This window comes from Sorangium sp. So ce117, from assembly GCF_051524395.1.
GTDB classification, from domain to species: domain Bacteria; phylum Myxococcota_A; class Polyangia; order Polyangiales; family Polyangiaceae; genus Sorangium; species Sorangium cellulosum_B.
On the sequence record NZ_CP150309.1, the window covers coordinates 10,297,352 to 10,319,666 of the forward strand.

General features: G+C 69.8%; 19 protein-coding genes. 10 read left to right on the plus strand and 9 right to left on the minus strand.

Annotated elements, in window-relative coordinates; genetic code table 11:
- Positions 1–85: 85 nt before the first annotated feature.
- The 4 genes from WMF46_RS38545 to WMF46_RS38560 form a co-directional block, all read right to left on the minus strand.
- Positions 86–1,048, minus strand: coding sequence for a S1C family serine protease (locus WMF46_RS38545; RefSeq protein WP_437981789.1), 963 nt, complete (start codon positions 1,046–1,048; stop codon positions 86–88).
- A 182-nt stretch (positions 1,049–1,230) separates the two neighbouring features.
- Positions 1,231–1,533, minus strand: coding sequence for a DUF1844 domain-containing protein (locus WMF46_RS38550; RefSeq protein ID WP_437981790.1), 303 nt, complete (start codon positions 1,531–1,533; stop codon positions 1,231–1,233).
- Positions 1,530–1,760, minus strand: a complete 231-nt coding sequence (locus tag WMF46_RS38555; protein WP_437711140.1) for a hypothetical protein — start codon at positions 1,758–1,760, stop codon at positions 1,530–1,532. Before WMF46_RS38555 ends, WMF46_RS38550 begins: the two co-directional genes overlap by 4 nt.
- Positions 1,761–1,800: 40 nt before the next feature.
- Positions 1,801–2,439: an FKBP-type peptidyl-prolyl cis-trans isomerase gene (locus WMF46_RS38560; RefSeq protein WP_437981791.1), complete on the minus strand. Its 639-nt coding sequence runs from the start codon at positions 2,437–2,439 to the stop codon at positions 1,801–1,803.
- A gap of 60 nt (positions 2,440–2,499) precedes the next feature.
- Here WMF46_RS38560 and WMF46_RS38565 point away from each other — a divergent pair, with 60 nt between their 5' ends.
- From WMF46_RS38565 to WMF46_RS38580, 4 genes are read left to right on the plus strand one after another with little or no spacing between them, the layout of a single operon-like run.
- Positions 2,500–3,954: an efflux RND transporter periplasmic adaptor subunit gene (locus WMF46_RS38565; RefSeq protein WP_437981792.1), complete on the plus strand. Its 1,455-nt coding sequence runs from the start codon at positions 2,500–2,502 to the stop codon at positions 3,952–3,954.
- A gap of 6 nt (positions 3,955–3,960) precedes the next feature.
- Positions 3,961–4,758, plus strand: a complete 798-nt coding sequence (locus WMF46_RS38570; RefSeq protein ID WP_437981793.1) for an ABC transporter ATP-binding protein — start codon at positions 3,961–3,963, stop codon at positions 4,756–4,758.
- Positions 4,755–5,975 (plus strand): ABC transporter permease, encoded by a 1,221-nt coding sequence (locus WMF46_RS38575; protein ID WP_437981794.1) that lies wholly within the window; start codon positions 4,755–4,757, stop codon positions 5,973–5,975. Before WMF46_RS38570 ends, WMF46_RS38575 begins: the two co-directional genes overlap by 4 nt.
- Positions 5,972–7,204 (plus strand): ABC transporter permease, encoded by a 1,233-nt coding sequence (locus tag WMF46_RS38580; RefSeq protein WP_437981795.1) that lies wholly within the window; start codon positions 5,972–5,974, stop codon positions 7,202–7,204. Before WMF46_RS38575 ends, WMF46_RS38580 begins: the two co-directional genes overlap by 4 nt.
- Before the next feature lie 86 nt (positions 7,205–7,290).
- Here the strand turns inward: WMF46_RS38580 and WMF46_RS38585 are convergent, their stop codons facing one another.
- The 3 genes from WMF46_RS38585 to WMF46_RS38595 form a co-directional block, all read right to left on the minus strand.
- Positions 7,291–9,342, minus strand: coding sequence for a S1 RNA-binding domain-containing protein (locus WMF46_RS38585; protein WP_437981796.1), 2,052 nt, complete (start codon positions 9,340–9,342; stop codon positions 7,291–7,293).
- 127 nt (positions 9,343–9,469) lie between these two features.
- Positions 9,470–10,570, minus strand: coding sequence for a P-loop NTPase (locus tag WMF46_RS38590; RefSeq protein WP_437981797.1), 1,101 nt, complete (start codon positions 10,568–10,570; stop codon positions 9,470–9,472).
- A 103-nt stretch (positions 10,571–10,673) separates the two neighbouring features.
- The gene (locus tag WMF46_RS38595; protein ID WP_437981798.1) at positions 10,674–11,909 is read right to left on the minus strand and encodes a hypothetical protein; all 1,236 of its coding nucleotides are present in this window, start codon (positions 11,907–11,909) and stop codon (positions 10,674–10,676) included.
- Positions 11,910–12,145: 236 nt separating this feature from the next.
- Between WMF46_RS38595 and WMF46_RS38600 the strand changes: the two genes are divergently transcribed.
- The 3 genes from WMF46_RS38600 (at position 12,146) to WMF46_RS38610 (ending at position 15,617) form a co-directional block, all read left to right on the plus strand.
- A complete protein-coding gene (locus WMF46_RS38600; protein WP_437981799.1) occupies positions 12,146–12,844 on the plus strand; it encodes a TlpA disulfide reductase family protein in 699 nt (232 codons plus the stop codon).
- Positions 12,845–12,991: 147 nt separating this feature from the next.
- Positions 12,992–13,516: a TlpA disulfide reductase family protein gene (locus tag WMF46_RS38605; RefSeq protein ID WP_437981800.1), complete on the plus strand. Its 525-nt coding sequence runs from the start codon at positions 12,992–12,994 to the stop codon at positions 13,514–13,516.
- Positions 13,517–13,604: 88 nt separating this feature from the next.
- The gene (locus WMF46_RS38610; protein WP_437981801.1) at positions 13,605–15,617 is read left to right on the plus strand and encodes a hypothetical protein; all 2,013 of its coding nucleotides are present in this window, start codon (positions 13,605–13,607) and stop codon (positions 15,615–15,617) included.
- A 36-nt stretch (positions 15,618–15,653) separates the two neighbouring features.
- On the opposite strand, the gene WMF46_RS38615 is transcribed toward WMF46_RS38610, so the two are convergent.
- Positions 15,654–16,976, minus strand: coding sequence for a hypothetical protein (locus WMF46_RS38615; RefSeq protein WP_437981802.1), 1,323 nt, complete (start codon positions 16,974–16,976; stop codon positions 15,654–15,656).
- Positions 16,977–17,071: 95 nt separating this feature from the next.
- Between WMF46_RS38615 and WMF46_RS38620 the strand changes: the two genes are divergently transcribed.
- Entirely contained in the window at positions 17,072–18,061 is a 990-nt protein-coding gene (locus WMF46_RS38620; RefSeq protein ID WP_437981803.1) for a diacylglycerol kinase family protein, read from the plus strand.
- A 208-nt stretch (positions 18,062–18,269) separates the two neighbouring features.
- Positions 18,270–19,154, plus strand: a complete 885-nt coding sequence (locus WMF46_RS38625; protein WP_437981804.1) for an acyl-CoA desaturase — start codon at positions 18,270–18,272, stop codon at positions 19,152–19,154.
- 97 nt (positions 19,155–19,251) lie between these two features.
- Here the strand turns inward: WMF46_RS38625 and WMF46_RS38630 are convergent, their stop codons facing one another.
- On the minus strand, positions 19,252–20,937 hold the full coding sequence (locus WMF46_RS38630) for a CTP synthase (protein WP_437545102.1): 1,686 nt from the start codon (positions 20,935–20,937) through the stop codon (positions 19,252–19,254).
- 460 nt (positions 20,938–21,397) lie between these two features.
- Here WMF46_RS38630 and WMF46_RS38635 point away from each other — a divergent pair, with 460 nt between their 5' ends.
- Positions 21,398–22,297, plus strand: a complete 900-nt coding sequence (locus WMF46_RS38635) for a fumarylacetoacetate hydrolase family protein (RefSeq protein WP_437981805.1) — start codon at positions 21,398–21,400, stop codon at positions 22,295–22,297.
- Positions 22,298–22,315: the final 18 nt, after the last annotated feature.

A 22,315-nucleotide genomic window follows, 5' to 3' on the forward strand; every position in this document is an offset into this window, starting at 1 on the left:
GACGAGGGAGGTCGCGGAGCAGGCGGCCACGCACGGCGCGCGGCGGCCGGCGGACGTGCCGGGCGGCAGACGGCGGCCGTTCGGCTCACGGCTCATCGGCCTCGTCGCTGAGCTCGGGCAGCTCGCCCAGCGTGAGGCGGACATCGAAGACCCGCTCCAGCCGCGCGACGCGGAGCGTAACGACCTTGTTCACCCCGGCGATGCTCGCCATCCACCGGAGCTCGTTCGGGTCGGAAATCGTCTTTCCTTCGAAGCCGAGGATCACATCGTCCGGCGCGATGCCAGCCCGGTCCGCGGGTCCCCCCGCCACCACGGTCTTCACCCACGCCCCCTTTCGATCGGGGCGCTTGAGCCGCCCCGCCTCGATCGAGTTGAGGACGTCGACGATCACCCCGACCTGGCTGCGCCGGATCTTGCCGTCGCGCAGCAGCATCGGGAGCAGCTGCCGGACCATGTTGATCGGGATCGCAAACCCGATGTTGTTCGCGTTGGCGCGCACGGCCGCGTTGATGCCGACCACCTCGCCCTTGAGGTTCAGGAGCGGGCCGCCGGAGTTGCCGGGGTTGATGCTCGCGTCCGTCTGGAGGAAGTTGAAGTAGCCGCTCGGGTCGAGCCCCTTCACGTCGTCCCGGGTGCGGCCCTTGGCGGAGAGGATGCCCGCCGAGACCGTGTGGGAGAGGCCGAAGGGGTTGCCGATCGCGACCACCCAGTCGCCGACCTCGATGGTGTCCGAGTCGCCCAGGGGGAGCGACGGGAGCCCCTTCTCGTCGACCTTCAGCACGGCGACGTCCGTGTGCTTGTCGCGGCCTATGACGGTCGCCTTGATGTCGCGTCCGTCGACGAAGCTCACGAGGATGTCGGTCGCACCCTCGATCACGTGGTTGTTCGTCAGCAGGAAGCCCTCTGGATCATAGACGAAGGCGGTCCCGAGCCCCTCGGCGACCGTGCGGCGGCGGCCGCCCGGTTGCTGCTGCCGCTCGACGCGCGCCTTGACCGTCGCGACCGCTGGATCGGCCCTGCGCGCGAGCGGCGCGAAGGAGCCGGGCATGCCCTCGGAGCGGACGATCGGAGGAGGAGGCGGCGCGGACGGAGGCGGCGCGATCGCAACCGGCACGGCGCCCGAGGGGACGGTGGAGCTGCTTGCGCTGGAAGAGTGGCCAGGAGAGGCCTTGCTGCACGAGGCGACCAGCGAGGCGAGGAGGACCCCCAAGAGAGCCCTGGCGCCAACGGTCACGATCGTTTCGAGACCTCGAGGTAGCGCATCCGCAGATCGTAGAGCGCCTGCTCGAGCAACCTCTCCTCGTCGCCCGAGAGGTTCCCCTTCGTTTTCTCCTGGAGGAGCGACAGCAAATCGATGTCCTGATGCGCGAGGATCAGGTTCTGCTCTTCCCTGCCGTCGGGGCTCGGCGCGTCGCCGAGGTGCACGTACGCGGAGCCGATGATCGACAGCACGAAGGTCGAGAAGTCGAGCGTCGGCAGCTCCGGGGGGCTCCCTGGCGGAGGGAGATCTTCCCGATTCTCCGCGTCGCTCACTCTGCCCCTTCGTCGTCGAGCTCGGGCTCGATCCGCGACCCCTGCGCTGACGCGCCGAGCGCCGGCTGATCGACGGCGATCCCCTCGGCGTGCTCCTCCTGGTCCGGCAAGCCCGCGAGGTGCGCCTCGATGGTCCCCGCGCTGAGCGTCCCGCTCGCCAGGAGGCGCTCGCGCACCCGGCGATCGAGCTGCAGCTCCGTCAGCTTGCCCTTCTCACCTACGGTCATGATGTGATCTCCTCGGACAACCCACCAGTTGGCGGTGGGCTTATGACGACTTCTTCGAGAGCGTCACGAGCACCCCACCATCGCCGTGCTCGTGATGGTGGCTGTGATCGTGGTCGTGGTCGTGGTCGTGGTCGTGGTCGTGACCGCAGCAGCCCTCGCCCTCGGAATCCTCGATGCGCTCCTCCAGTTCGGCCTGAGCCTGCGCGATCTCCTCCTCGCTGGCGGCGCGCACGTCCTTGACCTGAACCTGAAAGCGCACCTTCTGGCCTGCCAGAGGGTGATTCGTATCCACCCGGAAGCCCTCGGGGAGGATCTCGATGACCCGGAGCGCGATCGGCGAACCGTCCGGGCCCTGGGCGACGAACTCGTCGCCGACCTCGACAGCGCCCCCATCGGGGAAATCCGCCTTGTCCACCTCGAAGACGCCGGCGTCATCGCGCTCGCCGAACGCATCTTCCGGCTCGACGGTGATCTCGCGCTGCTCGCCTGCGCGCAGCCCTTCGAGCGCGCGCTCCAGGCCAGGCACGATCTGAGCATAGCCGTGCGTGTAGACGAGCGGCTCCGCGGTCGATGCCTCATCCACAGTCTCTCCGCTTTCGTTGAAGAGGACGTAGGACAGCGTGACGACCGTATCCGTTGCGATGGGCAGCGACTCCATGGGCGGCGGTTGGTCTGCCACGGCGGTTCCGCGGTTTCAAGCGAGGCGCGCTCGCGCGGCAGCATGCTATGAGGACGTCCGATGGCCGACTCCATGGCTCGGGCGACCGGTCGCGACCCCCTCGACGCGTCGCCCCCGGCTGCGCAGGCCACCACGGAAACGGAGCGCCTCCGTCCCGGAGAGGCGGCGCCGGGCGAGACGCGACCGGCCTCGACCGCGCCGGCGCCCCCCGGCGGCGCGGCAGCCCGGGGCCTGCGCGAGGGCGGACCGCTTCCTCGACGTGGGGGAGAGAGCCTGGAGCAGGAGCTCTCCCGGGTAGGCACGAAGCGCTGGCTCGCTCGCCTCGGCGTCCTCGCGACGATCGCAGCGCTCGTCGCGGGGCTCGTCGTCTGGAGGATCCGGACGAGGCCCCCGCCGCCGCCGCGCTACGTCACGGGCGACATCACCACGGGCGACGTGCTCGAAGTGGTCCAGTCGACGGGGCAGGTCAAGCCGCTCACCGAGGTGCAGATCGGCGCCCAGGTCTCGGGGCGAATCACCAAGGTCTACGTGGACTTCAACAGCATCGTGAAGGCCGGCGACGTGCTGGCCGAGATCGATCCGACGCTCTTCGGGGCGCAGATCGACTCGAACCAGGCGCAGATCGCGGCGGCCAACGCGAGCGTCGTGCGCTCGGAGGCGTCGCTGGGGACCGCCAAGCAGCGGCTCGAGCGCGCGAGGAAGATGGTCGCGGAGGGGGTGGGCTCGCAGGCCGATCTGGACACGGCCCAGGGCGCGTACGACGTCGCGCTCGCCGACCTCGCGGCCTCGAAGGCGCAGGTGGCGCAGCTCAGGGCGGTGCTCCGCTCCTCCACGACGAACCTCCAGTACACGCGCATCTTCTCGCCCATCGACGGGGTCGTCATCAGCCGCGCGATCGACCCCGGGCAGACCGTGGCGGCGAGCTTCCAGGCGCCGACCCTCTTCGTGATCGCCCAGGATCTTCGCAAGATGCGCGTGCTCGCCGACATCGACGAGGCGGACGTCGGGCGGCTCCGCGAGGGCATGACGGCGGACGTGAGCGTCGATGCGTTCCCGGGCGAGACGTTCCGAGGGACGGTGAGCCAGGTGCGCTACAGCCCGTTGAGCCAGTCCGGCGTCGTGACGTACGCGGCGGTCGTCGAGGTCGACAACCCCGAGGTCAAGCTCCGGCCGGGGATGACGGCGACGGTGAGCGTCCGGTCCGCCGAGGCCAAGGGGGTGCGGCGGCTGCCGAACGCGGCGCTCCGGTTCAAGCCCGCCCCGGCGCGGGACAAGGACGGCAAGGAGATCAAGGCGCCGCCCCTCGAGCCGCTCCCGCCGAAGAAGGGCCGAGTCTACGTGCTGACCGACGCGACCCCCGGGGCGGAGAAGATCGAGCCGCGCGTCGTCGACGTCGGGATCACCGACGGCATCTTCACCGCGCTCGGGTCCGATCTCGGGCCGCTCAAGGTCGTCACCGACGAGAACGACGATCCGTCAGCGAGCGGCAGGGGGCGCGGCCCTCGGCTGTTCTGAGGCGTGATGCTGCCCCAGAGCCAAGACGTCGCCGCGGCGCCCCGAGACGAGCCGCTCATCGAGCTCTCGGGCGTCGGTAAGGACTACACGACCGAGGCCGTCATCGTGAGGGCGCTCCGGCACGTGGATCTGACCATCCAGCACGGCGATTTCGTCGCGATCGTCGGGCAGAGCGGCTCGGGCAAGAGCACCCTGATGAACATCATCGGGTGCCTGGACCGGCCGACGCACGGCACGTACCGGCTCGACGGCCTCGACGTCACCCGGCGCAGCAACGACGCGCGCGCGATCGTCAGGAACCGCCTTATCGGGTTCGTCTTCCAGGGCTTCAACCTGCTGCCGCGCACCACGGCGCTCGAGAACGTCGAGCTGCCGCTGGTCTACCGGGGCGTCGGCGCGGCGGAGCGGCGCGAGCGGGCGCTCGACGCGCTCGGCGCGGTGGGGCTGGCCGAGCGCCTGCACCACACGCCGAACCAGCTCTCGGGCGGGCAGCAGCAGCGCGTCGCCATCGCGCGGGCGCTCGTCACCTCGCCGCCGCTGCTCCTCGCCGACGAGCCCACGGGCAACCTCGACACGCGCACGAGCTACGAGGTGCTCGGGCTGCTGCAGCGGCTCAACCGGGGCGGGATCACGATCGTCCTCGTGACGCACGAGCCGGACATCGCCGCCTGCGCGAGCCGCGTGATCACGATGCGCGACGGCGAGATCCGCAGCGATCTCAGGAACGATCGCCCCGTCGACGCGGCCGCGGCGCTGGCCGCGCTGCCGCTCTCCGCGGCGGAGAGCGACGAGCTCTCGCCATGAGCGGCTACCTCGCCGCCATCCGGATCGCGCTGCGCGCCATCGTCCGCTCGAAGCTCCGCGCCGCCCTGACGGTGCTCGGCATCCTGATCGGGGTCTCGGCCGTGGTGATCGTCGTGGCGCTCGGGACGGGCGTGCGCAACCGCGTCCTGGGCGAGATCTCGGGCATGGGGGCGAGCTCGATCTACATCTTCCCGCAGTCGACGCAGGCGTCGGGGCTGAAGCGCCGCGAGAACGCGAGGATGTCGGAGGCCGACGGGATCGCGATCCTGAAGGAGTCGACGAGCGTGGCCGCGCTGAGCCCGTTCAGCTCGACGTCGACGCAGATCGTGGCTGGAGAGGCCAACGTCGCGACCCAGGTCATGGGCGTGACCCGGAGCTACCTCTCGATCCTCTCGTACAGCGTCGGGATGGGCGAGGGCTGGACCGAGGCCGACGAGCAGCTCAAGGCGAAGGTCTGCCTGATCGGCGAGACCGTCCGGGAGAACCTGTTCGGCTCGGGCGAGGCCGTGGGCCGGTACATCCGGATCGGCAAGCACCCGTTCCGGGTGATCGGGGTGCTCGCGAAGAAGGGGCAATCGCCCTTCGGCGAGGACCAGGATGACCGGCTGCTCATGCCGATCGGCAGCTTCCGATCGCGGATCGTGCCGAGCGCGCCGGGCAGGGTGCAGATGCTCGTCGCCGCCGCCACGAGCGAGCGGACCGTCGATCGCGCGGTGGAGCAGATCGACAGGATCCTCCGGCAGCGCCACGAGATCGCGCCGGACGACGAGCCGAATTTCGTGATCCGCACGCAGGCGGAGTTCCGCGCGTCCCAGGAGCGGATCCTGGACACCTTGACGATGCTCCTGTCCTCGATCGCCGCGGTGTCGCTCCTCGTCGGCGGGATCGGCGTCATGAACATCATGCTGGTCAGCGTCACCGAGCGGACGCGCGAGATCGGCATCCGCATGGCGATCGGCGCCTCCGAGGGCGACATCCTCGTCCAGTTCCTCGTCGAGGCCATCACCCTGTCGCTCATCGGCGGCGTGCTCGGGCTCGGCGCGGGGCTCGGCGTCATCAAGGCCCTCGCCGCAGCGCTCGGCTGGAACATGACGTTGCCAGCCAGCGCGGTCGTCGTCGCGGTGGGGACGAGCGCGACGATCGGGATCGTCTTCGGGTTCTTCCCGGCCCGCCGCGCGGCCCGTCAGGATCCGATCGCCGCTCTGAGGCACGAATGAGCGCCACGCTCACCCGGGTGTTCTCGGCGGTCGTGATCGCGCTGCGCGCCGTCCGCCGGAACAAGCTCCGTGCCGGGCTCACGATCCTGGGGATCACGATCGGCGTCGCGGCCGTCGTCACCGTCACGGCGCTGGCGAGCGGCGCGCGCGCCAACGTCAACGCGCAGATCTCGAACCTCGGCTCCAACTCGCTCATCGTCTTCGCCCGCTCCGCCCGTGCCTCGGGCGTCCGCAGCACCGCGGGCGCCAAGCTCTCCGAGCTCGACGGCCAGGCGCTCGCGCGCGAGTCGACGAGCATCCGGCTCGTGGCGCCGTTCCTTAGGTCGAGCGCCCAGGTCATCCACGAGGGCCAGAACGCGAGCCCGACGCTCGTCGGGACGCGCCTGAACTACTTCGATATCCGGAGCTGGAAGGTCGCGCAGGGAGAGCCGTGGAGCCCCGCCTCGGAGAACCTCTCCGAGAAGGTCGTCGTGATCGGGGCTCAAACCGCGCGCGATCTGTTCGGATCGCTCGATCCTGTCGGCCGGATGGTGCGGATCGGCCGCCAGATGTACCGCGTGCTCGGCGTGCTGGAGGAGAAGGGGGCGTCGCCCTTCGGGCAGAGCCAGGACGAGATCGTGCTGATGCCCATCACCACGATGCGGTCGCACGTCATCGCCACGCGGCCCGGCGAGGTTCACGCCATCTTGCTGAGCTCGACGTCGGCCGAGACGTCGGAGCGCGCCAGGCAGCAGGCCGAGGCGATCCTCCGCCAGCGGCACCGCATCGGCGAGAACGACGAGGACGACTTCGCCGTCCGGAGCCAGGCGGAGTTCCAGGCCATGCAGGACGCGATCTTCGCGGCGCTCTCGGCGTTGCTCGTCAGCATCGCGGCGGTGTCGCTCGTCGTGGGCGGCATCGGCGTCATGAACATCATGCTGGTCAGCGTCACCGAGCGCACCCGGGAGATCGGCATCCGGATGGCCATCGGCGCCCGGGAGATCGACATCCTGCTGCAGTTCCTGCTCGAGGCGCTCGTGCTCGCCACGCTGGGCGGCGTCGTCGGCAGCGCGCTCGGGTACGGCGTCATCCTCGGGTTCTCGCGCGCGTTCGACTGGCCGATGAGGCTCGAGCCGGGTGCGCTCGCGGTCGCGCTCGGGGTGAGCACGGCGATCGGGATCGTCTTCGGGTTCTTCCCGGCGCGGCGGGCCGCGCGCATGGATCCCGTGAACGCGCTGGGGCGCGAGTAGCGCGAAGCGCGCCGGACCGCGGGCGGTGGCTGGAGGAGAAGGGAGGCGGAGGCGCCGCCGCACGGGCGGCGCGCGCCTCCCCGGGATCAGCTCTTCTTCATCAGGTCGGCGAACGTGCCGAACTTGGCCTCGCGCGCGACCCCCGCGCGGTACTGCTGGTACGCCTGCTTCTCGGCGTCTTCCTTGAGGGCGCGGATCGACAGCTTGGCCTCGCCCCGGCGCGGATCCACCTCGATGACCTTCGCGTCGAGCTGGGTCCCGATGGGGAACTCCTTCCGGAGGTCGGTGCCACGCTGGGTACCGGTGTGGCCGGCCGGGATGAAGCCGCGAGCCGCTCGCCCCGTGGTGCCGAGCACCCGGACGACGAGCCCCCCTTCGGTCACCTGCGTGACGGACACCTTCACCGCCTTGCCCTGCTGAACGCGCTGGCGCGGCTCGCTCTCCTCGCCCTCGGGCGGAGCGGGGTGGAGCCCGATGCGCCGGCCCGCGGCGTCGCAGGTCGCGACGACAACGTCGACGTCGTCACCGACCTTCACGACCTCGTCCGGGTGCTGGATCGGCTTCATCGAGAGGTCGGCCGTGTGGATGAGCCCATCGATGCCCGGCTCGAGCTCGATGAACGCGCCGAACGGCTGCAGGCGAGCGACCTTGCCCTTGTGGCGCGTGCCGACCGCGTACTTCTCCTTCACCGCGTCCCACGGGTCGACCGTGGCGGCCTTGCGGCTGAGCCAGAGCTTGCCCTTGTCGTCGACGCGGAGGACCTTCACGTCGATCTCCGCGCCCGGCTTGAACAGGTCGGCCAGCTTGGCGCCGCGGTCGTGGCTCGCCTCGCTCATGTGGACCAGCCCCTCGACGCCGCCGGCGTCGGGGAGCGCAACGAACACGCCCCACGCGACGACCTTGCGCACGATGCCCTTGTGCAGCGAGCCGGGCTCGATCGACGTGAGCGCCTCGGTGCGCGCCTTCCGGCTCTCCTCTTCGAGCATCTTGCGGCGGGACACGACGATGTCGCGCCCCTTCTTCGCGAACTGGGTCACGCCGAAGTCGAGCCGCTGGCCCACGAGGTAGTTGAGGTCGGCGCCGTGGCGCAGATCGACGTGCGACGCCGGCGCGAAGGCGCGGAGGCCGCCGAGGTCGACCTCGAGCCCGCCCTTCACCGCCCCGGTCACGAACCCCTCGATCGACTCGCCGCTCTGGAGCGCAGCCTCGGCGCGCGCGCGCGCCTGATCGAGCTGCACCGGCGCCCTCGACAGGAGGAGCATGCCTCCGCGCACGCCGGTGCTCGCCACCGTCGCGATGAACTGATCACCCTCGACGGGCGGCTCCTCCTCGTGGATCTCGCGACGGTCGAACAGCCCCGTCGCCTTCCCGGCGATGTCGATCCAGATGGCATGGTCGGTGATCTTGCTGACCTTGCCGAACACTTCCTCGCCGATGCTGAAGGCCGGGCGCTCGCGCGGCGGCGGCGCGCCTTGCCCCTTGCGCCGCTTGCGCTTCTCGCCACCAGGCTGCGGCTGCCCGCCTGCCTCGTCGGCCGCCTGCTCCTCCTCGCCCTCGTCTTCTTCTGCGGCGTCGGCCGCCTCCGCGCCGCTGGCCTCGGCCGCCTCAGCTGCCTCGCCCTCGGGCTGGCCGGCCTCCTCCGCGCCCTTGCGGCGACGGCGGCGACGGCGCTTTTTTCCAGCGCCACCCTCGGTCTGCGCGGCCGCACCGGCCTCTCCGGCCGGCGCGGGCTTCGCGGCCGGCGCGGGCTTCGCGGCCGGCGCCGGCTTCGCGGCCGCCGGAGGGGTCCGCTTGCCAGGCGAGAACCCCGGCTTGCGGTTGCCGATATCATCCCGCGGCAGGCCTGGAACGCGGTTGCCGATGTTGTCGCCCGGCTGCTCTTCCCAATCGTCGTCGGCAGCGCTCGCCGGGGCGGCGGTCGCCGCCGCGGCTGGTGTCGCCTCGGACTGGGTCGAGCTCGCCTGCGGCGACGCTTCTTCGCCGGGGTCGTGGCTCGCTTCGGTCGGGGGGGTGGACCCCGCTTCATGGGCTTGGGCTGCTTGCTCGGGCGCAGCGTTCGACGACTCGAGCGGGCCGCCCTGGTCGGCCGGAGCTCCCGGCGCGTCCGCCGGCGTAGTGGTATTTTCGTGGGTATTCATCCGCGCCTCGCGCGACAGCGCATGCCGATGGGGGCGAAACGTGCTCGCGTTCTCTCCAGCGGCCCCCTGGGTTCAATGTGGGGAAGGGGCCGGAACCATAACGTACCCGGGACGTTTACGCGAGAGCCTACCGCATGATGGGCAGGTGCTTGTTGGTCCCCCCGCTCCGATCGATGCGGAGGCCGCCCCCGCTCGCGAGGTTGTGGGCGCTGACCTGGCCGGCCAGCCGCTCCGCCACATCCACGAAAGCGCGCGCGATCGGGCTGCTCGGGGCAGCCTGTACGACCGGCGTGCCGGCGTCGCCCCACTCCCGGATGGCCGGATCCATCGGGATCTGGCCGAGCAGCGGCGCCTCGGCGAACTCGGCGATCTTCTGCCCGCCGCCGGCCCCGAAGAGCTCGTGCCGCTTGCTGCACCCGTCGCACACGAAGTAGCTCTCGTTCTCGACCACGCCGAGCAGGGCGATCCCGACTTTCTGGGCCATCGAGACCGATTTGTACACGTCCTGGAGGGCCACCTCCTGCGGCGTGGTCACGACGATCGCGCCCGTGGTCCTCATCTTCTGGGAAATCGTCAGCGCGATGTCGCCGGTACCGGGCGGAAGATCCAGCACGAGGTAGTCGAGCTCACCCCATTCCACGTCGCGCATGAACTGGATCAGGGCGTTCTGGAGCATCGGCCCGCGCCAGACGACCGCCGATCTCGGATCTTCCAGCAGGAAGCCGATCGACATGAGCTTCACGCCGAAGCGCTCGAGCGGCAGGAACTTCTGCCCATCGGCCGACGTCGGGCGACCCATCACGCCGAGCATGGTCGGGACGCTCGGCCCGTACATGTCCGCGTCGAGGAGGCCGACCTTGGCCCCCTCGCGGCTGAGCGCCAGGGTGAGGTTCGCGGCGACCGTGCTCTTGCCGACGCCGCCCTTGCCGCTCATCACGAGGACGATGTTCCGCACGCCCGGGGACGGGTCGTCCTGAAGGATGGTGCGCGTGGGGATGCCGACGTCCCACGCGATCCGGACGCCCTTCGCGCCGGCGCCCTTCAGAGCCGCCTCGATGTCCGCCGCGAGCCGCTGCTTGAAGTAGCTGGTCAGCTCGACGGTGAGCGAGACGGCCTCGCCCTCGACCGAGAGCTCCCGGACGCGACCGAGGTCGGTGATGGGGCGCTGGAGGTCCGGCGCGATGACCTTTGCCAGCGCGGCGAGCGCGGCGTCCTTCGTGATGGGCATGGGGCGAAGGAGTTAGGACTGCTCGGGATTCCCGTCAACCGGCGAGCGCGGCGTCGCCGCGGGCGCGCGCGACACAGGCCGTTCGTGCGCCCGGCCGGCGCCGTTACCAGCAGGTGGCGACGCTGGAATCGGGGTCGCCGGGATCGAGCCGGCGCGACGGCAGGTAGCACCGCGAGTCCACGCAGTCCCCGCTCGAGTTCTGCTCGACGCACACGCACCCGCCGACGAGCCCGCTGGGCGACTTCGGGCAGACCTCAGCCGCGTTCTCCGCGGTGCACCGGATGGGGAGCGCCGCGTCCAGGCACGCCCGCTCGCCGCGCAGCGTGGTGGTGCACTCCATCGTGGAGTCCGCGTCGCCGCAGTCGATGTCGTTGCGGCACGGCTCGCAGAAGTTGCCCTTGCCGGTGCAGGCGCCGAACCGCGGGATGCACGCGCCCTCGCCCTCGTCGCACCGGTAGTCCAGGTCGCAGTCGGAATCCGCGCTGCAGGACCTGGCGCACCGGCGCTCGCCGTCGATCGCGACGCAGCGCTGCTCTGCGGCGAACGAGCAGTCGAAATCGGTGCTGCACGGCGCGCACTGGGTGCGCTTGACGCAGGTGCTGCGCAGCAGGCACACCGGGCCCTCGACATAGGTGTTGCCGTCCCCGAACGTGGACGGGTCGATGCACTCCTCGTCGGTCTCACCGCAGAAGCCGTCATCCCCCTTGTCCGTGCCGCAGATCGCGTGAGGATCGCGGGACACGGCGCACTCGAAGCCGCCGGGGCAGTCCGCATCGCCCATGCAGTGCGGCATCGTGCAGTAGGCCTCGGCGTCGCCCTGTCCCTTGCCAAGACACTCCAGCGGGGTGCACTGGTCGGGAGAGCAGGCCGGGACGACGCAGGCGCTGCCGTCGCTGCACTTGCCGGCGGAGCAGGCGGGGTCGTCGCCGCACCGCTCCGTGTCGCGCTCGCACTCGCCTGGGTTCCCGTTGCATTGGATCGGGTTGCACGGCGTCTCGTCGGGGCAGAGCCCGAACTGGCCGCACTCGGTGCCGAATGGACAGGGCGCACCGAAGCCCACCATCTTCTCCTTCTGCGTGCAGACCAGGATCTCGGCCCTCGTGTCGTCCTCCTCGGCCGGCGCACAGTCCTGGATGCCTGGAATACATTCGCGGTGGCTGCTGCACCTGAGCACGCAGCGGTTGCCGACGCAGGTGTTGCCCTCCAGGCAGAGCTCTGGCTCGCATTTGCCCTCGCAGTTGCCGTCGACGATGACCCCCCCGAAGCATCTGTCCTGTGGCGTGGGCCGCGAGCATGCGCCGCTCGCGATGGCCGCCCCGCTCGCCAGGCAGCACAGCATCAGGAAGGCGTGGATACTACGGAGACGGGGCCGACGGGCGCTGTGAGAAGCGACAACCTGCTGCATAGGACCTCAGCGCGGGAAACACCCGCGGATCGGGGCAGGCACGGCGGGCCTGGCCGGAGATTGCGGAAACGCGCTCCCGAGCGAAGCGGCGACGCCAAGGTTGCCCTTGACGCCCCCCGTGCCGCCCAGAAGAATGAGCACTCCTACACCATACTTCAGGCGGTGGCATCATGCGAATCGACGCGGTTCTCGGTGGGATGGGCCTTTTCGTCGTGGCGGCTCTAGGGCTCGCCGGCTGCGCAGAAGAGGATCCGATTCCTGCTCCTCCTTTTCCCGAGGGGACGGGTCAAGCTGCGAACGCTCGATATCCGGCTGGGCCGTATGGGGTGAGCCTCAACCGGGTGATCGCGAACTATCAGTTCGTCGGGTACGCCAACGCCGCCGAACACAACGACACGATGCAGCCGATTCAGCTCGCCGATTTCTACAACCCGACCGGGACGGAGGTCTTTCCGGAAGGCTCGCTTTACGGCGCGGGAGAGCCGAAGCCGAAGGTGTTGCTGATCGACGTCTCGTCCGTATGGTGCGGCCCCTGCAAAATCGAGGCAGAGTCCGTCCTGCCCGAGCTCTACAAGAAGTATCAACCCCAGGGCGGCGAGTTCCTTGTTCAGCTCGCAGACGGAAGGACCCCGGGCGAGGCGGCGGTCCCGAACGACCTGTACCGCTGGACGACCCGATACGACGTGCAGTACCCGTCGGCGATCGACCCTTCGTACAAGCTCGGCGCGCTTTTCCAGGCCGACGCGTTCCCGGCGAACATGATCGTCAGGACGCAGGACATGACGATCATGGAGATCGTCGCTGGCGTGCCCGAGGAAAACAGCAATTTCTGGCGAACCTTTGAGAAGATCATGAACGGCGAGCTCTGAACGAGCTTCGCCGTGGGCGCGTCGTCGAGCCACCGGTCGGCGCGCGCGTGTAGGGAGAATCTGCCAGGGCGCCGCAGAGGGCGCCTGCGACGTTGAGCCCTCATGCCGGTCGGCCGCTCAGGCCGGCCCCTTCGCGACGGAAATCCAATGAACCGAAAAACCCGCTGCGCGCTCTCGCTGGCCTTCATTGTCCTCGGCCTCGCCGCCGCCTCGTGCGGAGCGGCCTCCGGCGGCTCATCGGCGAGCCCGGCCCCGGATTTCTCGCTCCCCGCCCTCGACGGCAAGACGGTCAGGCTCTCGGACTATGCCGGCAAGAGCGTGGTGCTCATCGACTTCTGGTCGACCACCTGCGATCCGTGCCTGGCGGAGATGCCCCACCTCGTCGAGCTCTACAAGAAGCACAGGGACAAGGGGTTCGTCGTGCTCGCCGTGTCGCTCGACGGACCGGAGTCGCGGGCGCAGGTGAGCAGCACGGTCCACGACAGGGAGATGATCTTCCCTGTGCTGCTCGACGAGGAGACGACCGTGGCCGCCAAGTACAATCCGAAGCGCGAGCTTCCGTTCTCCGTGCTCATCGGCCGAGACGGCTCGATTCTTCAGAAGCGCGGCGGGTACCAGCCCGGCGACGAGGCGGCGCTCACCGAGCAGGTCGAGAAGGCGCTTGGCCTGTAGCGCCGGGGCGGCCGTCCGGCGCGCCTTCTCGGCGCGATCGGCGGCTCGCTCGCTCCACGGCGCCGAGGTCCATGGTAGAGATCGGGCGGTGCGCAGCCCGCTCCGCCTCGTCCGTTCCTGCCTGACAGCGACGCTCCTCCTCGCGGCCTCGCCGGCGGCGGCGGTCGATCTCCCGAACGTCGGCGGCGAACCGCTCTCGCTCGACGTCGTGAACACCGCGGCCGTCAGCTACCACTTCGACAATCGCAACGACGATAGCCGCTATCCTTCGCGCTATCTCGACGACAACTACGGAGAGTTCGTCGATCGGCTCGACGCCCAGCTCAACTGGTGGCGCCTGCAGCTCGGTATGCGGCTCAACGGCTCTTTCTACGTGCCCAGGCCCTCGGCGACCGACATCGATCTGCAGCGGAAGGTCCTGAACAAAGAGGTCTCGTTCAAGCTGGACGACGCCGCGCGGGAGCTCCACTCCCGGTATTTGACGACGGTTTACCCGGCGAAGCTCTGGCTCACCTACACACAGCCGGGCATCGAGGCCACGGTCGGCGACTTCTACGCGCAGCTCGGACGCGGCCTCGTCTTCAGCGTGCGGAAGATGGACGAGCTCGCCATCGACACGACCGTGAGGGGCGGCAGGCTCGTGCTCGACAAGGATTTCCAGCTGTTCAGGCTGGAGGCCACCGCCTTCGCCGGGCAAATGAACCCTCTGCGCGTCGATGACGCGAGCGGCAGGCGGCTCCACGGGGACGGGTCGCCGCTCTTCTTCGCCTTCCCTGGCGCGAGCGACCTGGCCATAATCGACTTCAACCAAAGCAACCGGCCTTACGATGCGATCGAGGGGGCCCGGGCGAACTACCTGGAGGACACCGTGCTCGGCGGACGCCTGGAGGCAAGCGTGAAGGGCGTCGAGCTCGCAGGGAACGGCGCGCTGCTGCTGCGCAGGTCATATACCGAGGAGTTCAACCCATGCATGGCCGCGGCCCAGCTCATTGAGGACGTCGATGTGCGCAGGGAGCAGGAACGCCTGTGCGCCAGTGAGTTCCCGGAGTTCGTCAGCACCCCCCCCGAGCGGCAGCGCAACACGATCCGCACCTTCAGCGGCTCGGTGAGCATTCCGTCCATCGCGGAGCGCGGGGACGTCTATGTCGAGGTGGCCGGTCAGCAGCTCCGCAGCGGTCGCCCCGACCGGTATGGCGAACCGGCAAAGGACGTATCCGGCTACGCCGTCTATCTGGCGGCGAACGGGCGCGGAGGTCCGCTCGCCGTCGCCCTCGAAGGGAAGCACTACCGGCGATTCTTCCCGCTCTCGGCCAACATCGACATCTCCCCGCTGTCGAACCCGGGGTTCAATGCGCCGGAGTTCGCAAGCGTGGCGTACAACCAGCCTCCGACTGCGGAGCCCATCTACGTCGAGCCGATCGGGAGCCCCAATGTCTGCGTGACCGGCGGTCGCGCCCGCGTGGACTACCGCTTCAACCGGAGCGCGGCCATTTACGCCTGGCTCGGGCGCTATGTGAGCTTCTCGGAACGGCGGGACAACATCGACTGCGACACGGCGGATATCCTTCGGACCGATACCTGGGATACCGCGGCAGGCACCGAGATCGACTTCGATCGCCGCCGCTCGCACGTGCGCGCCTGGGTTGGAGCTCGGCAATCCGATGCGGCCGACACCGGCGACGTCTTCTACAGCGAAGGCTACGTCCGGTACGACATCGTGAAGCACCTCGCCGGCGCGTTCTCCCTCCAGGTACAGGGCAACAGCCGCCGCCGTTACAGGCCAGAGAATTTCGAATCGTCCTGGGTCGAAGGGGACAATTACCTCGCGCTCCAGTGGTCGCCCCATCTCGCGGCGATGTTCGGCTACGAGTACACCTCACAGCTTGGGTGTGCGCCCGGCAAGGGCAACGAGCTCTGCCATTACTTCAACGGGGGACTTCAGTGGAAAGCCGGGTCGAGGGAGACAGTGCTCGACCAGGTCATCGACACCGTGCAGCTCTTCGTCGGGCAGCGGCGCGCGGGCCTGCGTTGCATTTCGGGCGTGTGCCGGTCCTTCCCACCGTTCGAGGGCGCACGGCTCGAGCTCGTCTCCAGGTTCTGAGCGACCGGACCGCCTCGGGCGCCGTTTCGGCAACGCTCAGAACGCCTCGAGGATGGCGCAGGCCACCGAGGTCCTGACCTGGGGCTCTGCGTCGGCGAGGAGCGATGCGGCGCGCGGGATCTCGCCGAGCGCGACCAGGCCCGCCCCCGCCGCCTCGCGCACCGGGATCTCGCGGGATCGGACGTCGCGCTCCAGCAGCGGCACGACCGCGCGGATCCCTGCACGTGCGAGGACTCCCCGCGCGAGCACCGCGCGCGTCGACGTCCCCGCGGCGAGCTTCATCAGCCAAGCGACGGCCGCGGAGCGCTCGCGCGGCGCGACGTCCCGCGGCGCGGCGTCGACGTGGCGGCGATGGACGGCGAAGACCACGGCCTCATCCGGATCGCCCTGCGCCTCGATGAGCGCAGATCGCACCGCCGGGTCGTGGAGCGGCGCCGAGAGGATGGCGTAGACGCGATCCCGGCTCTGGCTGGAGCGGATGGAGCCGATGAGGACGGAGATCGCTTCGCCGGCGCCCTCGCCTCCCGCGCGGACCAGCGCGCGCGCGGCGGCGATCGCGGGCGCGCCGCGCTGGGTGGAGATCGCCCAGCGCAGCTGGGCGCGTCCGCCGCCGTCCAGCGCGCGCGGCGTCGCCCACGCTTCGGCGATCGCCTCGCGCCCGGGTTCATCCGAGAGGGTCCAGACATCGCGCAGCGCCAGCACGATGTCCTGACCGCCGAGCGCCCCGGCGGCGCGGATCGCCAGCGTCCGCGCGAGCGGGTAAGGATCGAGCCGCGCCGCCTCGAGCAGCGCTTCCCGATCGCTCGGGTCCGCTGCCGCGGCGGCGGCGCGAAGCGCCGAGACGCGGACCTCCTGATCTCCGTCGAGCATCCGCGAGCGGCGCACCGCCCCGTCCTCGGCTGTGACGAGCGCCCGCGTCTCCAGCGCGCGGAGCGCCGTGTCCTTGCCGGGATATCGCCCCGCCGCCGCGTCGCTCGCGTACCGCTTCACGCTCTCCGGGTCGGTGAGCCCCGCCTCGAGGAGGATCATCGCCGCGGCGGTCGCGATCGCGTCCGAGCCCGCGGCGCGCTCGGCGAGCGCGTCCTCCAGCGCGCGCGCACACGTCCGAAGCTCGCGCAGCCGATCGGCCCCCGAGGGCGGCGTCGCGCGCGCGATCTCCCCCTGCGCGACCGCGCGGGCGATCGCTCGCGCTTCCTCGGCGTCCAGCGTGCCGCGGCGGAGCTCGTCGCTCAACGTGCGGCGCAGCTCGTCGAACCTGCCCGCCTCGGCTGCGCGTAGGGAGGCCGAGCTCGCGCAGCCGGTGACGGCGGCGAACGAGAGGAGGCCGGCGAGGATCGACCGGGAGAGCACGCGGCGCATGACGCGCCTCTTACCGCGCCGAAGTTCGCGTTCGAAGCCCCTTCGGCTCGACCACCCGGGGAATCCGTTTTATAGGGCGGTCACGTTCCGGCACCATGCGTATCGACGTCATCGTCAACACCACGGCGCGCCGGTACCGGGCGAGGCCGTCGCTCATCGACCGCATGGCGGCCGCGTGCGCTGGCGCGGCGGAGCTCCACCCGACCTCGAACGTCACGGAGCTCGCGGAGGTCTGCGAGCGGCTCGCCCGGCGAGGCACGGATCTCGTCGCGCTCTCGGGCGGCGACGGCAGCTTCATGGCCGGCGTCACGGCCCTCGCGCGCGCCTTCGGCGATCGCTCGCTGCCGTCTCTCGTCCTGCTGCCAGGCGGCACCGTGGCGACCGTCGCGCGGAACTGGGGCATGACCGGCGATCCGGCTGCGCTCCTCGCGCGGACGGTCAGCGAGGTTCGCGGCCTCCCGAGCGGCGCGGCCATCCCGAGCGCCGTCCGCCGGCCCACCTTGCGCGTCCGCGCGACGACCCGCAGCGGCGTCGAGGAGCGCATCGGCTTCATCTTCGGCACCGGGCTCGTGGCCAGCTTCTTCGATGTCTACTACGAGCGCGGAGGCGACGGCTACGGCGCCGCTGCGCGCATCATGGCGCGGGTGTTCATCGAGTCCTTCTACGGCGGCGCCTACGCGCGCCGCGTCCTCGACCCGCTGCCCTGCACGATCGAGGTGGGGGGGCGGCAGCTCGCCCCACGCGCCTGGTCGCTCATCTGCTCGTCTGCAGTGCGTGACCTCGGGATCCACATGCTGGTCACCTACCGAGCAGGGGAGGATCTCGATCGCCCTCACCTCGTCGCCAGCGCCCTGCCCCCTCGAGAGCTCGGGCCGCGCGCTCCGCTCGTCCTCGCGGGCCGCCGGATCGGCGGCAAGGACCACTTCGACGACCTCGTCCAAGATTTCACGGTCCGGTTCGGCGCCGAGGCCCGCGCGACCTCGATCGGCGACGGCCCCTACATCCTCGACGGCGATCCCCTCCGAGCGAGCGAGATCCGGGTCTCCGCCGGGCCAGCCATCGACGTCCTCTCCCTGCGCCCCTGAGATCGCGCGCTCGTCGACGCCCTGCGCCGATCCGTCGGCGAGCCGGCTGCTGCATCGCATGACGGAATCATGACCAGCGTCGTGAGCCCCAGTGACGGGCGTGCTCGATGCTGCATCCACTTTGGAACCCATGACGCAAGCGCCTGCATCGAGCCCTACACGGGTCGTCGTACCGAAACCTGGACCCAGCCTCGGCCAGATCTTCAACGTGCTGGGGATCACTGCGATCCACGTGGGCACCGTGATCGCCATCCTCCGAGGTGCCACGTGGAAGCTCGCGGCGCTCGCCGCGGCCACGTACGTCGTCCGGATGTTCGCGATCACGGCGGTCTACCACCGGTACTTCTCGCACCGTAGCTACAAGACGAGCCGCGGCCTGCAATTCCTGCTCGCGCTGCTCGGCACCACGGCGACCCAGAAGGGCCCGCTGTGGTGGGGGGGGACGCACCGCGTCCACCACAAGTACTCGGACACCGAGCGCGACGTCCACAGCCCGCTCCGCAGGGGGTTCTGGTACGCGCACATGGGTTGGTGGCTCGGCCGCGAGCACGAGGAGCTGGACCTGAAGCGCATCCCTGACTTCGCGGGTTTCCCTGAGCTCCGCTGGCTGGACCGCTACCACGTGGTCGGGCCGCTCGGCATGATGGCGCTGCTCTTCGCGGTGGGCGGCTACGACGCGTTCCTGTGGGGCTATGTCGTGTCGACGTGCGCGCTCATGCACGGCACGTTCACGATCAACTCCCTCGCGCACGTGTTTGGCTCGCGGCGCTACGCAACGACCGACACGAGCCGCAACAACTTCTGGCTCGCGCTGATCACCCTCGGCGAGGGCTGGCACAACAACCACCACCACTACATGAGCAGCGCGAACCAGGGCTTCTTCTGGTGGGAGATCGACGTCAGCTTCTACGTCCTGCGCGCGATGGAGAAGCTCGGCCTGATCTGGGAGCTCAGGACCGCGCCGGCGCACGTGCTGCAGCGGAACCTGATCAAGGAGGTCGGCGAGCGTTCGCCGCTCCTCGCCCCTCAGGCCACGAACGCCGAGCCCCTTGACGCCCCGCCGCTGGGACGGCCGAGCCTCGGCGACGTCTGATCGCGCGCAGCGTTCGTCATCGATGATCTGCGGGCGGAGGCAGCAGGGCCGCCTTCGTCCGCAAGAGCTCGCGACGCACGAACCTGTGCACCCCGCTCTAGTTGACGGACGAGGCAGCTTGCTGGGTGTGCGCGGCGGCAGAATCGCCGGGCTTCGGCTTCTCGGCCTTGTTGCGCTCGCGTTGGCGCTCCAGACCGGCGCGCACGAAGCGCGCGAAGAGCGGGTGCGCGCTATGGGGGCGGCTCTTGAACTCGGGATGGAACTGACAGCCCACGAAGTACGGGTGCTCGCGCAGCTCGATCATCTCGACGAGGCGCTGGTCGGGCGACGTCCCGGAGAGCACGAGCCCCTTCTGCACCATCGCCTCGCGGTACTTGTTCGACACCTCGTACCGATGCCGGTGCCGCTCGCTGATGCTCGTCTGCCCGTACGCCTCCGCGGCGATCGACCCCTTGTCCAGGACGCACGGGTACGCGCCGAGGCGCATCGTCCCGCCCTTCTCGACGACCCCCTTCTGGTCGGGCATCAGATCGATCACCGGGTCGGCCGCGTTGCGATCGAACTCCACGGAGTTGGCTCCCGTCATGCCGCAGACGTGGCGCGCGTACTCGACGACCGCGAGCTGCATGCCGAGACAGATCCCGAAGAACGGGATCTTCTCCTCGCGCGCGTAGCGGATGGCTTCGATCTTCCCCTCGGTCCCGCGATCGCCGAAGCCGCCGGGCACGAGGATGGCGTCCAGGTTCGACAGCAGCTCGGGCGCGCCGCGCGCCTCGATCTGCTCGGAGTCGATGTACTCGAGCTCGACCCGCACGTCGTTGTGGAGCCCGCCGTGGACGAGCGCCTCGTGCAGCGACTTGTAGGAGTCGCGCAGGTGCACGTACTTGCCGACGACGCCGATCTTCACGATGCCGCGGGACGGCTTCTTGAATCGCTCGACGATGCGCTGCCACGGCGACAGGTCCGGCTGCCTCGCCCAGATGTTGAGCAGCTCCGTGATCTTCTCGTCGATCCCCTCGGCGTGGAGCACGAGGGGGAGCTCGTAGATGCAGTCGACGTCGACGGCCGCGATCACGCAGTCGACGGCGACGTTCGAGAAGAGGGAGATCTTCTCCTTCATGCTGCGCGGAAGCGGCCGATCGCAGCGACAGAGGAGGATGTCCGGCTGAATGCCGATCTCGCGCATCTCCTTCACCGAGTGCTGGGTGGGCTTCGTCTTCAGCTCGCCCGCCGTCGCGATGAACGGCACCAGCGTGACGTGCACCGAGATCGCGTTCTGCGCGCCCGACTCCACCTTGAGCTGGCGGATCGCCTCGATGAACGGAAGCGACTCGATGTCACCCACGGTGCCGCCGACCTCGACAATCGCGACGTCAGCCCCGTCCGCAGCAGAACGGATGCGCAGCTTGATCTCGTCCGTGACGTGCGGGATCACCTGCACCGTCGCCCCGAGGTACTCGCCGCGGCGCTCCTTCGAGATGACCGCCTCGTAGACGCGGCCGGTGGTGAAGTTGTTCTGGCGGCTCATCCGGGCGAGCGTGAAGCGCTCGTAGTGCCCGAGATCGAGATCGGTCTCCGCTCCATCGTCTGTGACGAAGACCTCGCCGTGCTGGTAGGGGGACATCGTGCCGGGATCGACATTGATGTACGGGTCCAGCTTGAGGTGGGTGACCTTCAACCCACGGGACTCCATCAGCGCCCCGATCGAGGCCGCAGCGAGTCCCTTGCCGATCGACGATACGACTCCGCCTGTGACGAAGACGAACTTGGTCCGCTTGCTCATGACCCATCGCTCCGCTGCGCCGTGTGCGCGCCTGTAACCAGTCCCTCGAGCGGCGCTCCAAGATGAGCGCCGCCAAGGGTCGGCTGTCCACGGCAAATACCTTGCCCGGCTTACAAGCCGCACGGCCCCGTCAGCAGGACCGAAGCCGGAGGAAACCCCGCGACGGGGAACCCCGCGCCGGCAACAGAACCTAACCTGCCGTACGAGCCCATCTGCAACCGGCAGGGACCCACGGCAAGCCTGCGCGACGTGATGCCGCTCTGAATCCGCCGGCATTCTAGGCCGCTCTCCCAGCGCGTCAATGCAAAGGACAATCCGATGTCCCAAGAAGGGTCGAGCCCCTCGGGATCGGGCGCCGACCGCCGGCCGCAGGCGTAGGCGCTGGGGGCTCCGCCGGCCTGAGAGCGTCGGCGGACCGGGATGGTACGCTCCGCCGGCGCCCGGCGGGCCTGGTCACGCCATGAGAATCGCGCACGTGCTCCAGCTCGCGACGTCCACCCCGATCGTAGCGCTCGAACGGGACGGAGCTCTCTACGACGTCGCGGAGCTAGATCGCCACTTCGGGACGAAGCTCGCGGACATCCGCGGCGTGTCGGACTTTCACACGCGCGTGGTGGCGCTCCGTTGCGCCGGCCTTCACGCGCTGGATGATCGGCTGCTCAGCGGAGATCGTCCCGCGTCGACGCATCTGCACCCAGCCACGATCTTGTGGCTGCCTCCGTGCGCCACCGATCGCGCGGCGTACATCCAGCTCGGCCCCTACGCGCACGGCGCCGAGCGCCCCTGGTATCGATTCGGCAACAGCCGCGCGCTGCTCGGACACGCTGCCGAGATCCCCTTCCCCCCGCTCGAGGACAGGCCCGACTACGAGCTGAACCTCGCGGTGGTCCTCGGCGAGGATCTGCGGCGCGCCACCCCGGAGGAGGTGGAGCGCGCGATCGCTGGCTACACGGTGCTGAACGACTGGACCGCGCGCAGCCTGGAGGCGCGGTCGCTGGTGCGCGGGCTCCCGCCGTCGGAGGCGAAGGACTTTGCAACGCAGCTCGGCCCGGTGCTCGTCACGCCCGACGAGCTCGGCTCGGTCGAGGCGCTGCGGACCCAGGTCCGCGTCGACGCCGAGACGCGTTCCTGTTCGCGCGTTGGCGAGTGGACCTTCTCGCTGGCGGAGTCCGTCGCGTACATCAGCAACCACGTCGAGTTGCGCGCGGGCGACGTGATCGGAGCAGGCCGCGTCTTCGGTGGGAGCGCGGATCAGCGCGTACCGTACGGCGCCAGCGTCGAGCTGATGATCGAGCGCATCGGACGGATGAGCGGCAAGCCCGTCTGCGGCCCCGCGCTGTTGCCATGGCGCCGCCGGTGAGCGGGCGCCGGCGCATCA

Bases quoted from the DNA above. Each gene is read 5' to 3' on its own strand.
- WMF46_RS38545 (WP_437981789.1), bottom strand. From the start codon at position 1,048: ATGCCCGGCTCCTTCGCGCCGCTCGCGCGCAGGGCCGATCCAGCGGTC.
- WMF46_RS38555 (WP_437711140.1), bottom strand. From the start codon at position 1,760: ATGACCGTAGGTGAGAAGGGCAAGCTGACGGAGCTGCAGCTCGATCGC.
- WMF46_RS38565 (WP_437981792.1), top strand. From the start codon at position 2,500: ATGGCCGACTCCATGGCTCGGGCGACCGGTCGCGACCCCCTCGACGCG.
- WMF46_RS38570 (WP_437981793.1), top strand. From the start codon at position 3,961: ATGCTGCCCCAGAGCCAAGACGTCGCCGCGGCGCCCCGAGACGAGCCG.
- WMF46_RS38575 (WP_437981794.1), top strand. From the start codon at position 4,755: ATGAGCGGCTACCTCGCCGCCATCCGGATCGCGCTGCGCGCCATCGTC.
- WMF46_RS38580 (WP_437981795.1), top strand. From the start codon at position 5,972: ATGAGCGCCACGCTCACCCGGGTGTTCTCGGCGGTCGTGATCGCGCTG.
- WMF46_RS38585 (WP_437981796.1), bottom strand. From the start codon at position 9,342: ATGAATACCCACGAAAATACCACTACGCCGGCGGACGCGCCGGGAGCT.
- WMF46_RS38590 (WP_437981797.1), bottom strand. From the start codon at position 10,570: ATGCCCATCACGAAGGACGCCGCGCTCGCCGCGCTGGCAAAGGTCATC.
- WMF46_RS38595 (WP_437981798.1), bottom strand. From the start codon at position 11,909: ATGCTGTGCTGCCTGGCGAGCGGGGCGGCCATCGCGAGCGGCGCATGC.
- WMF46_RS38600 (WP_437981799.1), top strand. From the start codon at position 12,146: ATGCGAATCGACGCGGTTCTCGGTGGGATGGGCCTTTTCGTCGTGGCG.
- WMF46_RS38605 (WP_437981800.1), top strand. From the start codon at position 12,992: ATGAACCGAAAAACCCGCTGCGCGCTCTCGCTGGCCTTCATTGTCCTC.
- WMF46_RS38615 (WP_437981802.1), bottom strand. From the start codon at position 16,976: ATGCGCCGCGTGCTCTCCCGGTCGATCCTCGCCGGCCTCCTCTCGTTC.
- WMF46_RS38620 (WP_437981803.1), top strand. From the start codon at position 17,072: ATGCGTATCGACGTCATCGTCAACACCACGGCGCGCCGGTACCGGGCG.
- WMF46_RS38630 (WP_437545102.1), bottom strand. From the start codon at position 20,937: ATGAGCAAGCGGACCAAGTTCGTCTTCGTCACAGGCGGAGTCGTATCG.
- WMF46_RS38635 (WP_437981805.1), top strand. From the start codon at position 21,398: ATGAGAATCGCGCACGTGCTCCAGCTCGCGACGTCCACCCCGATCGTA.